The organism is Thermaerobacter sp. PB12/4term, assembly GCF_003403315.2.
Classification (GTDB): domain Bacteria; phylum Bacillota; class Sulfobacillia; order Thermaerobacterales; family Thermaerobacteraceae; genus Thermaerobacter.
In genome coordinates this window covers 2,479,025-2,491,571 of the sequence record NZ_CP048407.1, presented here as the reverse complement: position 1 = coordinate 2,491,571, position 12,547 = coordinate 2,479,025, and the positions used below count along the sequence as shown (strand labels likewise).

Sequence of the window (12,547 nt, the reverse complement as noted above, 5' to 3'; positions counted from 1 at the left end):
CAACATCTGGGTTTGGACGAGCCGGGTTGCCGGCACCCGGCTCGCCAGCCGACTAGGGTATCAATAAGGAGGCTTTCCGGACGTGCCGAAGCGCAAAGCCGCCTCGATCCTGGTGGCCCTTCTGCTGGTCGCGGCCTTGGTGCTGTCCGCTTGTGGCGGCGGCAACCAGCAGGCGGAGGAGCCCAAGGACCCTGACAAGCTGGTCATGGGCTTCGTCCCCTCGCAGAACGCGACCACCCTTCAGGAGACGGCCGAACCCCTGGGCAAGATGCTCTCCGACGAGCTGGGGATTCCTGTCGAGGTCTTCGTTTCCACCAACTTCATCGGCCTGGTCGAGGCCATGGCCAACGAGCAGGTCCATATCGGCTTCCTCAACCCCTTTGCCTACGTCATTGCCAAGGACCGCGGCGACCCGGTGGAGGTCATGTTCAAGAGCGTGCGCCACGGCAACGACAGCTACCGGGCGCAGATCTTCGTCCGGGCGGACAGCGGGATCGATGACGTGCAGGGCCTGAAGGGCAAGAAGTTCGCCTTCGTGGACCCCGCCTCCACCTCCGGCTACCTGTTCGCGGCCCACTACCTGCTCAAGAACGGGATCGACCCGGAGAAGGACATCGAGGCCATCATGGCGGGCAGCCACGACGGGGCCGTGCTCAGCGTGTATAACGGCCAGACCGACGGTGGCGCCAGCTTTGAAGACGCCCGCACCTTGCTCAAGGACGACTACCCCGACGTGATGGACAAGGTGAAGGTCATCGCCTACACCGACCCCATCCCCAACGACACCATCTCGGTGGCCAGCTGGCTGAGCGACGATCTGAAGAAGCGCATCCACGACGCCTTTGCCAAGATTGCCCAGACGGAAGAGGGCAAGAAGGTCCTCTTCGACATCTATGAGATCGAGGGCCTGACCGACGCCAAGGACAGCGACTTTGACATCATCCGCAACGTGGCCAAGGACATGGGCATCAACCTGGAAGAACTGGCCGACTGAGCACACCGGTGCTGGCGCGGCGGGACGGGGGGCACGGGAGGCTCCCCGTCCCCTTGCGCCTGGATCCTACAACGGCAGGGTGACGCCATTGATCGAGTTCCGCCACGTCAGCAAGGTCTACCCGGGCGGCGTGCGGGCCCTCCGGGACGTGTCGCTCAAGATCAACCCCGGCGAGTTCGTGGTCATCGTGGGCCTGAGCGGTGCCGGCAAGTCCACGCTGCTGCGGTGCATCAACCGCCTGATCGAGCCCAGCGAGGGCGAGATCCTGGTGGACGGCGTGGACGTGCGCAAGTTGAAGGGGGCCGAGCTGCGCCGCCTGCGGTCGCAGATCGGCATGGTCTTCCAGACCTTCAACCTGGTCAAGCGGTCCTCGGTGATCAAGAACGTGCTGGCCGGCCGCCTGGCCCATACCCCGGCCTGGCGCGGGCTCCTGGGTTGGTTCCCGCGGGAAGACGTGCGCCTTGCCCTGGAATGCCTGGACCGCGTGGGGATCGCCGACAAGGCCTGGGTGCGGGCCGACCAGCTCTCCGGCGGCCAGCAGCAGCGGGTGGCCATCGCCCGGGCCCTGGCGCAGCGGCCCAAGATCATCCTGGCCGACGAGCCGGTGGCCAGCCTCGACCCGCCCACGTCCCACGTGGTGATGAGCGATCTGCGCCGGATCAACCGCGAGGATGGCATCACCACCATCGTCAACCTGCACTTCATCGACCTGGCCCTGGCCTACGCCGACCGCATCATCGGCATGCGCAACGGCCAGGTGGTGTTCGACGGGCCCGCCGCGGGGGTCACGGAGAAGACCTTCGAGGAGATCTACGGCCGGCCCGTGCGCGCCGAAGACTTTCGCGGCGGCGCGGAGGGCGCGGCGCCCCTGGCACGGGAGGCGGCGGTGGCGCCGGTGGAGGGGAGCTCCCGGTGAGCCTGTCCGTTCGAGGCTGGCGGGATCCCGGCACCCGGGGGCCAGGCGGCCGCGCCCGGGGTTCGAGCGCTGGCGGCGGGGAGGCGCCGGCGGGCCAGGGCCGCCGTCCCCGGATTCCGGGGCGGGCCCGGGTGGAGACCCTCTTCTGGCTCGTGGTGCTGGTGCTGCTTTACATCTGGAGTTCGGAGGGAACCCAGGTCAGCCTGATCGACCTCTGGGAGGGTCTCGACACCGTGGGGCGCATGCTGGGCCGCATGTGGCCGGCGGACTGGGGCTACCTCCCCGAGACGGTGGGGCCGCTTTTGGAGACGCTGCGCCTGGCCCTGCTGGGTACCACCCTGGGGGCCATCCTGGCCGTCCCCCTGAGCTTCCTCTCGGCCCGCAACGTGGCGGGCACGGGCTGGGCGTACCAAATCGCCCGCGCCATCATGAATCTCATCCGTTCCATCCCCGACCTGGTCTGGGCGGCTCTTCTGGTCCCTGCGGTAGGCATTGGTCCCACGGCGGGCGTACTGGCCCTGACCCTGTTCTCCACGGGCATTGTGGCCAAGCTGGTCAGCGAGTCGGTGGAAGCCATCGACCCCGGGCCCCTGGAGGCGCTGGATGCGGTGGGCGCTTCCCGCCTGGCGCGCATCGTCTACGCGGTGGTGCCCCAGGTGTTGCCCCACTTCATCGCCTACACGCTCTTCATGTTCGAGATCAACCTGCGCACCTCCACCGTGCTGGGCCTGGTGGGGGCCGGCGGCATCGGCTCCACCATGATGACCCAGCTGACCTTCTTCCGCTATGACCGCCTGATGGCCATCGTGGTCATGCTGTTCGTGCTGGTGGTGGTGGTCGACTGGATCAGCACCCGCTGGCGCCAGCGCCTGGTGGAGGGCGCGCCGGCCCGGGCGGTGAGCGATCCGGTCCTCATGGCGGAAGAACCCGGCCTGGCCCGCTCGCCCGCGGGCACCACCGCAGCGGTGCCCGCCGGAGCCGCGGTGGGGGCCGGCGGCCACGCTGGTGCCGGGGCAGCCACCCCGGCCGGCGATCCCGGCGTGGATCCGGGCGCAGGAGCCGGTTCGACCCGCGTCACCGGTACCGGCCCAGGCGATGCCGGTGGGCGGCAGGCCGGGACGTCCCGGGTCTCCGAGGGCGCGGGCACCCGCGCCGGGCTCGAACCGCCGCGGCGGCCGTGGTGGCGGTGGGTCCTCGCCCTCGGGATCCTGGCCGCCCTCTACGCCTGGGCCTTCCAGGGGGTCCGGTTCGCCCTGCTGGGCGATCCGGGGCCCGTGTTCCGCGGCCTCTTCTCGCCCAACTGGGACTATGCCGGCAAGGTCTTCGAGGGCGTGGCGGAAAGCCTGCAGATCGCCTTCCTGGGGACCTTGATCGCTTCGCTCGTTGCGGTGCCCTTCGGTTTTCTGGCGGCGCGCAACGTGGCGTCGACCCTGGCGGTGGTGGGCAAGGGGCTGCTGGACGCCATCCGCACCTTCCCCGAGCTGGTGCTGGCCATCATCTTCATGGCGGCCGTCGGCCCCTCGCCCTTTGCCGGCGTGCTGGCCGTGGGCTTCCACTCCATCGGCACGGTGGGCAAGCTCTACTCGGAGGCGGTGGAAGCCGTCGACCGCGAGCCCATCGAGGCGCTGCAGGCGGTGGGGGCCTCGCCGCTGATGACCTTCTGGCACGGGGTGTTGCCCCAGGTGCTGCCGGAATTCCTTTCCTATGCCCTGTACCGGTTCGAGATCAACATCCGGGCCGCCACGGTGGTCGGGGTCATCGGCGCCGGCGGCATCGGCACCTCCCTGATCTTCAACGTCCAGCTGCGCAACTGGGAAAATGTCGGCATGGTGCTGGTGGGGATCCTGGCCACCGTCCTGGTGGTTGACGCCGTCAGCTCCCGCCTGCGCGGCCGGCTGGTATAGGGCGGCTGTGGCCGTGGAAGGCCCGCCAGGACCGTCACCTGCTGCTTACACCGTGCACATCAGGGCGCCCGCCGGCTCAAGGCGGGCGCCCTGCTTGCCGGAGGCCATGGGGTCCCGGGCCGGGGCCGAGGGCCGGCCCGGCCGGGGTTCGGGCCTCGGGCATCGGGGCCCGAGGCAGCACCGCGGGGTGGCAGGCGCGGGCGCCTCCAGGGCGAAACAAGGACAGAGGCAAGGAACGGGTGGGATGGCCGGGGCGAGGCGGCAGGCCGGGCGTCGAGGCGTCCAGGCGAGGCGGCCTGCGGCCACGCTGGGCGTCGAGGCGCCCAGGCGGCGTGGCCAGAGCGAGCCACCTGAACGGGTGGCCACGCCGAGCGGCCAGGGCGAGCGGCCAGAACGAGTGGCAAGGCCGGGCGGCCCCGACGGGTGTCCAGAGCGAGCGTCCAGAGTAACGTCCAGAGCAAGTCGCGAGGGCGAGTGGCCAGAGCGAGTAGGCAAGACGAGAGAACAGGCGAGAGGGCAAGCGGGAGGGGGAAGGGCCATGGCCGATCCGGTGGCCTCGTCAACCCGGGCGGCGATCGCGGTGCGGGTGCGCCTCTTCGCGGTGGTGGCGGAGCGGCTGGGCGCGCGGCGGCTGGAACTGGAGTTGCCCGCAGGCGCCACGGCCGGGTCGGTACGGGACGCGCTGGCCCGGCAGCACCCCCAGTGGCGGCCGCTGCTGGACCTCTGCCGCCTGGCGGTCAACGGCCGCTACTGCGAACCGTCCACGCCCATCGGCCCGGGCGACGAGATCGCCCTGATCCCGCCGGTCAGCGGGGGCTCGATGCCGGACGAACCGGCCGCGCCAGCCGGTGCAGGCGGCAGGGTGGCGGCGGGGCCGGAGGGCCGGTTCTTCCTTACGGCGGAGCCCCTGTCCCTGGACGAGCTGTTTCGCCACGTGGCTCGGCCCAGTCACGGGGCGGTGGTCCTCTTCGTGGGTATCACCCGCCGCTTCACCGGGGACCGGGAGACCGAGCACCTGGAGTACGAGGCCTACTTGCCCATGGCCGCCGAGGAACTGGCCCGCATCGGCGCGGAGGCCGAGGCCCGCTGGCCCGGTGCGCGCCTGGCCATCGGGCACCGCACCGGCGCCGTGCCGATCGGCGAGGCCAGCGTGGTGGTGGCGGCCGCTGCGCCCCACCGCCCGGCCGCCTTTGCCGCGGCCCGCTACGCCATCGACGAGCTCAAGGTCCGGGCCCCCATCTGGAAGCGGGAACACTATGCCGACGGACAGGTCGAGTGGGTGGGGATTCCGGCGGCCGGCCCGGACCAGGGACAGTCGGTGTGACGCCCCGCCGCCGGCGGGAAGCACCACGCCCGGCGGAAAGAGCTGCCGCCGGCGTGACGCCCCGCGCGGCGGCGGGAAGCACCGGCGCAAGGCGCAGCGGCGGCGTAAAAGGAGGAGAGCCTATTTGACCCCATCGGCAACCACCGCCACCTGGGATCCGGCGGAGGTGCCCGAGCTTCTGGCCTGGGATCGGGAACTGCCGCCGGTGCGGATCCCGGTGACGGGCAACATCCCCACCACCCGCCGCCTGCGGGCGCTGATCGACAGCGCGGCCTTCCAGCGCCTCCGCCGGGTCCGCCAGACCGGGCCGGCTTTTCTGGTCTACCCGGGTGCCGTCCACACCCGCTTTGAACATTCCCTGGGGACCTATGAAATGGCCCGCCGGCTCGTCCTGGCCCTGTTGGCCCGGCCGGGCCGCCAGCCGGGTGCGGCGGCGATGGACGGCACGTTCCTCACGCCCGGCGACGTGGCCACCTTCCTGGTCGCGGCCCTGCTGCACGACGTGGGACACTATCCCTTCTCCCACACGATCGAAGAGATCCCCGGCGACGACCCGGTCCTGGCAGGGCGCCTGCCGCGCCACGAAGAGCGGGGGGCCGCCATCATCCGGCAGAACCCCGAAATCCGTCAGATTCTGGCGGATCTCTGGGGGGTGGATCCGGACCGCCTTTGTCGCATCATCCGGGAAGAACCGGCACCGGACGACCCGGGGGCCCAGCGGCTGGCCAACCTGCTGGCGGGCCCCATCAACCCGGACCGGCTGGACTACCTGGCCCGGGACAGCGAGCACATCGGCGTGCCATACGGGCGGGGGATCGACTACCAGCGGCTGCTGGACGCCGTCTGCTGGACCCCTGATGGCCTGGGCGTCGGGGTGACGCCCAAGGGCGTCTCGGCGGTGGAGACCCTGATCTTTGCTTCCTACATCATGTACCGGGACGTGTACTGGCATCACACGGGGCGGATTGCCGCCGCCATGCTGCGGCGGGCCCTGACCGAGGCCCTGCGGGCGGGGGCCTTTGCCATCGACGACTTCGTCGACCTGGACGACGAGCAGGCCCTGGGACTCTTGCGGGCCGTTCCCCATCCTGCCACCCGCGACCTGGTGGAACGTCTGACGGGCGCCGGGCGCCGCCTGTACAAGCGGGTGGCGCGCCTCAGTTACCCGCGGGCCCTGGCGGGCGAATACGGGGCGGAGATCCGCGACCTGGTGCGGGCGGGCTACTGGGAGCGGGAAGCCTGGGCCCGGGATGCCTGCCGCGCCCTGGCACGGCGCCTGAACCGGCCGGTGGAAGACCATCACCTGCTGGTGGATATCGTCGGCGGCGGGAAAGAGCTCTTCTTCGAGGTGCCCGTGGTGGCGGGGGACCGGGTCTACACCACTGCGGATCCGGAGGTGTCGGTCCTGGCGCCCAACATCGCCCGCAACTTCCGGGAACAGGCCAAGTACGTGCTGCTGGCGGCGCCGGCGGAGCTGGTGGAGCCGTTCCGGGTCATGCTGGGGATGCCCCAGGGGTGGCAGCCGTCGTAACCGGTTCGACCCTCGTTGGCCGCCCTGCCCCCGGCGCCCGGGCGCCGTTGTAAGATTCGTTGCAACGGCCTGTAAACTTTCCGACACGGGCGTCTTGCATTTTTGTTACATACCGGTTACTATGGCCTCACTATGGCACATCCCCGTGTACGGCCCCAGGTACGAACCAGGGCATGCCCGGCGCCCCGGCAGATCCTCCCTGCCGGGGTCCTGGCGGGCGTCCTGCTCTGGTCCTTCTCCGCACTGGCTTCCGTCCACGACGTGCAGGCCCGCTCGTCCCCGCCGCTGGTGCCCCGCCCGGCCCTCCGGGCGGAGGTGGAGCGGCAGAAGCTGCTGGAGCGCGAGGCTCAGGAGGCCGCCCGGATCGAGCAGCGACACAAGTTCGCCCTGGGCCGGGCCATATGGCAGGCCCGGCGGGAAGAACGGGCCCGCCAGGAGCGGCTGGCCCGCCTGCGCCAGCAGGAAGAGGCGCGCCGGAAGGAAGAAGCCCGGCGCAGGGAAGAGGCCAAGCGGCGCGAGCAGGCCCGCCGGAAGGCCGTGGCCAAGGCGGAAAAGGCTCGGTCCCAGCCGGCGTCCCGGACGGGTGCCCGGGCGGCTTCGGCCAGCGGTGAGATCCAGCTGGACGAGCTGGAGCTGCTCGCCCGCATGGTGGAGATCGAGGCGGGCAACGAGCCCTACGAGGGCAAGGTGGCGGTGGCGGCCGTCATCCTCAATCGGGTACGCAGCCCGCGGTTCCCCGACTCCGTCCGAGCCGTGATCTTCCAGCCGGGCCAGTTCCCCACGGCGGCGGAGAAGCTGCCCCGGGTGCGGCCGGGTTCGTCCGAGCGGCGGGCCGCCCGGGAAGCTCTGGCGGGTCAGGATCCTTCGAACGGCGCCCTCTACTTCTACAACCCCGTGCGGCACCCGTGCGAGGGGGATGCGGCGCGTGGCGACTTCTTCTGCTCCCTCAAGGTGACCGCCCGGATCGGCAACCACGTCTTTGCCCGCTGAGCCGCATTGGGCCGATGGGCCGGCCCTCGCGGCCCGCTGAGCCGGACCAAGGTCCTGCCCGGGTTTCCCCGGCCTGGCTACGGCTCGCCGCGTTCGCCGCCATGGTTCAACGGCCATGGCTGAACGGCCATGGCTCAACGGTCACCGTTCCCGACGTCGTGCTCCCCGTCCGGCGAAGGGGCGCCCGTCGCGGCGCCGGCGGCCGCCCGAGCGGCCACCGGGTAGACGGCGGTTGCGGCCAGCAGGGTGAGCAAGGGCGCACTGGCCGCGGCCAGGGTTCTGACCTCCGGTCCCGGCAGGGTGGGATGGAGCCCGGCCAGATAGTCCACCCCGTCGTTGAAAAGGCTCCAGGCCACCACCGCGGCCAGCCCCCGCAGCGAGCCCGGATACACCCGCTGGTAGATCACGGCTTCCACGGCCATGCCGGCGTGGGAGGCGATGAGCAGGGCGGCCTCAGCCCCCAGGGAGCCGGTCTGGAGGGCGTAGGCCCCCAGGACCACCACCGTCCAGAGCCCGTACTTGATCATCACCACATACGCCCAGGATTCCAGGGCGGGCAGCCGCCGGCCCGCGAGCTGCAGGAGGAGCGCCACGGTAAACAGGGTCGACGCCGTGGGCGAGTCGGGCACCACGGGCCACTTCCAGGCGGGGGTGGCGGCCAGCTGGTCGTGGTACCACCAGAATCCCCACACCGAGCCCACCGCGTTGACCCCCACCAGCAGCCAGGTGGCCTGCCGGTAGAGGGGGAGCCGGCGCAGCGGGCCGGTCCACTGCTGGAGCCGCCAAAGGAGCGTTCGCGCCATGGGTTGGGTGTCTCCTTCGGGACGGGTCCTTCTTCGACCCGAGACTCGGGCGGCGGCCCGTGGCAGGGCCCACCCGCCTAGGTTACATTGGTGGACGGGGTGAGCGCCGTGACACGCCCGTCCTGGCTGTGGATCGCCGTTCTGGCCGCCACCCTGGTGCTGGCCCCGCTCCTGGCCTGGCAGCTGGGCTCGGCCGATCCGCGGGAGCGGGAAGCGCGGGCGCTGGAAAGGGCCCTGCGCTGCCCGGTCTGCGAGGGCCAGTCGGTGGCCGATTCCAACTCCGCCGTCGCCCTGGAGATGCGCCAGGAGATCCGCCGGATGCTGGCCGAAGGCCGCAACCGGGACGAGATCCTGCAGTCCTTTGCCGACCGGTACGGGGCCTGGGTGGTGTACATGCCGCCCCGGCACGGCTGGTATGTTCTCGGCTGGGCGGCTCCGTTCCTGGCGGTAGCCGCCGGGGCGGGCCTCCTGGCCTGGTGGTGGCGGCAGGGCCCCAGGGGTACGGTCCCCAGGCCGCTGGTTCCGGGTCAGGCCGTACCCGCGGGCGAACCGGCCGGGGACGAACCGGCGCCCGGCTCCGCTGGCTTCGCCGCTTCCGGGGCGGCTCCACCGGTTCCCGTGGAGTCGACGGAAGGTGTCGCCAGTCCGGCCGGCCCCGCCGGCGACCGCTCCTCCTCTGCCGGCCCCCTGGAAGAGGCGGTGCGCCGGTGGATGTGAAGATGGGAGGACTTCCATGGCCTACGTGGGACATGCCCTGACCATCCTGGCCCTGGTGCTGGCCCTGGCGCTGGCCGTTTGGGCACCGCTGGAGGGGCGATGGCGCTGGCGGCTGCGCTGGATGCCCCCGGCCCGCTGGCTGGCGGCGGGTCTGTTCGTCACCGTCAGCGGGGCCGTGTTCATCCTTATCTACGCCCTGTTCACCGACGACTTCTCCTTCCGCTACGTGGCCAGCCAGTCCAGCCGCTACATGCCGGCCCCGTACAAGATCAGCGCCCTGTGGTCGGGCCAGGAGGGGTCCCTGCTCTTCTGGCTCTGGTTGCTCAGCGGGTACACGGCGGCGGTGGCCTTAAGCGCGCGCCGCGCGGTGCCGGCGCTGCTGCCCTACGCCCTGGCGACCCTGGGCTTCGTGGCCGCCTTCTTCGCCCTTCAGGTGGCGGTGGTGTCGGGGCCCTTCGACGTGTTGCCCAACCCGCCTGCCGACGGCCGGGGGATGAACCCGCTGCTGCAGAACCCGTGGATGGTCTCCCACCCGCTGGCGCTCTATCTGGGTTACGTGGGGATGGCGGTGCCCTTTGCCTTTGCCATGGCGGCCCTCTGGACACGGAACGCGGGGGATGCCTGGATCCGGGTGACCCGGCGCTGGACCCTGCTGGCCTGGCTGTTTCTGTCCGTGGGGATCCTCATCGGCTCCCGCTGGGCGTACACGGAGCTGGGCTGGGGCGGCGTCTGGGCTTGGGACCCCGTGGAGAACGCCGCCCTGATGCCGTGGCTTCTGGCAACGGCCTTCATCCACTCGTCCCTGGTCCAGGAAAAGCGCGGCATGCTGAAGCGGTGGAACGCCGGGCTGGTGATCTTCGTCTTCCTCCTGACCATCTTCGGCACCTTCATCACCCGCAGCGGCATCCTTTCGTCGGTGCATGCTTTCGTCACGTCGCCCACCAGCCCGTGGTTTCTCGGCTTTCTGGGCCTGGTGCTGGTGGTCGCGTCCTACCTGTTCATCGACCGGGCCTCCCTGCTGGCCGACGAGCGGCGGCCGGAATCGCCTTTTTCCAAGGAGACCGGCTTCCTCCTCAACAACCTGCTGCTGGCCGGCCTGACCTTTGCGGTGTTCTGGGGAACGGTTCTGCCGCTGGTCACGCCGCTGTTCGGAGCTCAGGTCTCGGTGGGGCCGCCCTTCTTCAACTGGGTGGGGGTCCCCCTGTTCCTGGCCATGATGATCCTCATGGGCGTGGCACCGGTACTGGCCTGGCGCAAGGCCTCGTGGCCGCGGGTGCGGCGCCTGCTGGCCCTGCCGGCGGTGGGGGCTGTGGCCCTGGGCGTGGCCCTGGCGGTCCTGGGCCTGCGGGAGCTTCCCATCGTGCTGGGGTTTGCCATCGCCTTTTTTGTCGGTACGGCCACCGTGGCCGACGTCATCGCCGCCTACGCGGCGCGGGTCGAGAGCACCGGCGATCGCTCCCTGCGCGGCCTGTGGCAGATGCTGAACCGCAACCCGCGCCGGTACGGCGGCTACGTGGTGCACCTGGGCGTGGTCCTGATCATGATCGGCCTCACCGGCATGTACGGCTACCAGCAGGTGGAGGCGGTGGGGCTTTCGCCCGGCGAGAGCTACACCTTTGGCGGGTTCACCATCACATACCACGGCCTGGGCCAGCGGGTGTCCGAAGGGGTTCCGGCAGTGTACGCCGACCTCTCCGTCAGCCGGGAGGGACGGGAGATCGGCCGGCTGCAGCCTGAACGCCGGTTCTACCCCGGTTTTGTCGAGACCCTGGGGGCCACACCGGAGGTCGCCATGCTGACCTCCTTCAGCCGCGACCTGTACGTGGTGCTGGGCGGCTGGGAAGGGGACGCGGCCGGTTTCGAGTTCTACCTGAATCCCTTGGTGGCCTGGATCTGGATCGGCGGTTATCTGGTGGTGGGCGGCACCCTCTTCTCCCTCTGGCCCCGGCCGGCGCTGGCCACGGGGGGGGCCCGGATCCTGGCGGAACTGGCCGAGCTCGAGTACGACTACCGGAGCGGCAAGATTGCCGCCGCCGACTACGCCCGGTTGCGCCAGGGGCTGGTGGCCGCGGCGGAGGCGGTGCTGGCGCGATGGTCCGAGGACGAGACCCGGGTGGCGGCGGAGATCGACGCCCTGGCCGCCGGTGACGGCGGGCCCGGTGACGCCGTCACCGGCCGGCGGCCGGGTGGCGGCACGCCGGCCGGTGGCCCGTGGGGGGGCGGCGCGCGGGCGGGCGGTTCGCAGGTTGGCGGGGCGCCGGTGGGCGGCTCGCAGGCGAGCGGGTGGCCGGTGGATGCCGCGGCCAGCCCGCCCTCGCCTGGCAGGGAGGGGACCCGTGCCCCCGCACCGGCCCCCTGAGATCCGGGCGCGGTGGCCTGGACCCAGTGGCCTGGACCCAAAGGAGGCCAAGGAGGCAAAGGAGGCGCGAGCCCTTGGACATGCCGTTCGATACATCCCAGGCAGGGCCGCTGGTGGTGGGGTGCCACCTCTCGGTGGCCAAGGGGTTTCCCGCAGCGGCCGCGGTCGCGGTCCAGGTGGGCGCCAACGCCCTGCAGTTCTTCCCCCGCAACCCCCGCGGCGGTGCCCAGCGCCAGGTGAGCGAGGCGGAGCGCGCCCAGTGGCTCGAGCGCCGGGAGGAGGCCGGCCTGCGCTACACCATCGCCCACATCCCCTACACGGTGAACCTGGCCTCCCCCAAGCCTGCGGCCTACGAATTCGCCCGGCGAGTGCTGCGCGAAGATCTTGAGCGCTGCCGCTGGGTCGGGGCCGACGCCGCCGTCACCCACCCGGGCAGCTATGTGGAGGGTGACCCTGCCGACGGGATCCGGCGGATCATTGCGGCCATCGAGCCGGTGCTTCCCCTGCTGGAGGAACCCGGCTCGCCGTGGCTTTTGCTGGAAACCATGTCGGGGCAGGGCAGCGAGATCGGAGGCCGGCTGGAGGAGCTACGCGCCATTCTGGAGGGGTTGGGCTGGCCCCCGCGGGTCGGCGTGTGCCTCGACACGTGCCACCTGTTTGCAGCGGGTTACGACTGGCGCGATCCCGCCCAGGTGGGCCGCCTGGTGGAAGACCTGGACCGCGCCGTGGGCTGGGAACGGGTTCAGGCCCTGCACGTCAACGACAGCAAGTTCCCCTGCGGTTCCCGCCGCGACCGCCACGAGAAGATGGGCCAGGGTGAGATCGGGCGCCGGGGCTTCGCCAACCTGCTGCGCCATCCCCGGTTGCGCGCCCTGCCCATGTTGCTGGAGACCCCCATCGACGGCGAGCTGGACTACGCCGCGGAGATCCGCTGGCTCCGGGAGCTCGACCAGGAACTGGCTGCAGGCGCTTGACGGGGCGTGCGAAGGGCACGGCCGCGGCCGCGTTG

Annotated in this window: 10 protein-coding genes; 9 read left to right on the top strand and 1 reads right to left on the bottom strand. The window is 71.1% G+C overall.

The window, feature by feature from the left end:
- Positions 1–82: 82 nt before the first annotated feature.
- From DYI95_RS10385 to DYI95_RS10360, 6 genes are all read left to right on the top strand, one after another.
- Positions 83–994 (top strand): phosphate/phosphite/phosphonate ABC transporter substrate-binding protein, encoded by a 912-nt coding sequence (locus tag DYI95_RS10385; RefSeq protein ID WP_116899855.1) that lies wholly within the window; start codon positions 83–85, stop codon positions 992–994.
- A gap of 88 nt (positions 995–1,082) precedes the next feature.
- Positions 1,083–1,910: a phosphonate ABC transporter ATP-binding protein gene (gene phnC / locus DYI95_RS10380; RefSeq protein ID WP_116899856.1), complete on the top strand. Its 828-nt coding sequence runs from the start codon at positions 1,083–1,085 to the stop codon at positions 1,908–1,910.
- The gene (gene phnE, locus DYI95_RS10375; protein WP_116899857.1) at positions 1,907–3,814 is read left to right on the top strand and encodes a phosphonate ABC transporter, permease protein PhnE; all 1,908 of its coding nucleotides are present in this window, start codon (positions 1,907–1,909) and stop codon (positions 3,812–3,814) included. The genes phnC and phnE overlap by 4 nt, the downstream gene beginning before the upstream one ends.
- A 538-nt stretch (positions 3,815–4,352) precedes the next feature.
- Positions 4,353–5,138 (top strand): molybdenum cofactor biosynthesis protein MoaE, encoded by a 786-nt coding sequence (locus tag DYI95_RS10370; protein WP_116899858.1) that lies wholly within the window; start codon positions 4,353–4,355, stop codon positions 5,136–5,138.
- A 124-nt stretch (positions 5,139–5,262) separates the two neighbouring features.
- Positions 5,263–6,669 (top strand): HD domain-containing protein, encoded by a 1,407-nt coding sequence (locus tag DYI95_RS10365; RefSeq protein WP_116899859.1) that lies wholly within the window; start codon positions 5,263–5,265, stop codon positions 6,667–6,669.
- A gap of 132 nt (positions 6,670–6,801) precedes the next feature.
- Positions 6,802–7,659 carry a cell wall hydrolase gene (locus DYI95_RS10360; RefSeq protein ID WP_243149754.1) on the top strand — a complete coding sequence of 286 codons (858 nt, stop codon included), beginning with the start codon at positions 6,802–6,804 and terminating at the stop codon, positions 7,657–7,659.
- Positions 7,660–7,793: 134 nt separating this feature from the next.
- On the opposite strand, the gene DYI95_RS10355 is transcribed toward DYI95_RS10360, so the two are convergent.
- Positions 7,794–8,462, bottom strand: coding sequence for a DUF1405 domain-containing protein (locus DYI95_RS10355; protein ID WP_116899861.1), 669 nt, complete (start codon positions 8,460–8,462; stop codon positions 7,794–7,796).
- Positions 8,463–8,570: 108 nt separating this feature from the next.
- Here DYI95_RS10355 and DYI95_RS10350 point away from each other — a divergent pair, with 108 nt between their 5' ends.
- The 3 genes from DYI95_RS10350 (at position 8,571) to DYI95_RS10340 (ending at position 12,512) form a co-directional block, all read left to right on the top strand.
- Positions 8,571–9,179, top strand: coding sequence for a cytochrome c-type biogenesis protein CcmH (locus DYI95_RS10350; protein WP_243149753.1), 609 nt, complete (start codon positions 8,571–8,573; stop codon positions 9,177–9,179).
- A gap of 16 nt (positions 9,180–9,195) precedes the next feature.
- A complete protein-coding gene (locus DYI95_RS10345) occupies positions 9,196–11,538 on the top strand; it encodes a heme lyase CcmF/NrfE family subunit (protein ID WP_116899862.1) in 2,343 nt (780 codons plus the stop codon).
- A gap of 80 nt (positions 11,539–11,618) precedes the next feature.
- Positions 11,619–12,512, top strand: a complete 894-nt coding sequence (locus tag DYI95_RS10340; RefSeq protein ID WP_243149986.1) for a deoxyribonuclease IV — start codon at positions 11,619–11,621, stop codon at positions 12,510–12,512.
- The last annotated feature ends 35 nt before the right edge of the window (positions 12,513–12,547 follow it).

Coding starts and splice junctions, on each gene's coding strand:
- DYI95_RS10370 (WP_116899858.1), top strand. CDS start 4,353: ATGGCCGATCCGGTGGCCTCGTCAACCCGGGCGGCGATCGCGGTGCGG.
- DYI95_RS10360 (WP_243149754.1), top strand. CDS start 6,802: ATGGCACATCCCCGTGTACGGCCCCAGGTACGAACCAGGGCATGCCCG.
- DYI95_RS10355 (WP_116899861.1), bottom strand. CDS start 8,462: ATGGCGCGAACGCTCCTTTGGCGGCTCCAGCAGTGGACCGGCCCGCTG.
- DYI95_RS10345 (WP_116899862.1), top strand. CDS start 9,196: ATGGCCTACGTGGGACATGCCCTGACCATCCTGGCCCTGGTGCTGGCC.
- DYI95_RS10340 (WP_243149986.1), top strand. CDS start 11,619: ATGCCGTTCGATACATCCCAGGCAGGGCCGCTGGTGGTGGGGTGCCAC.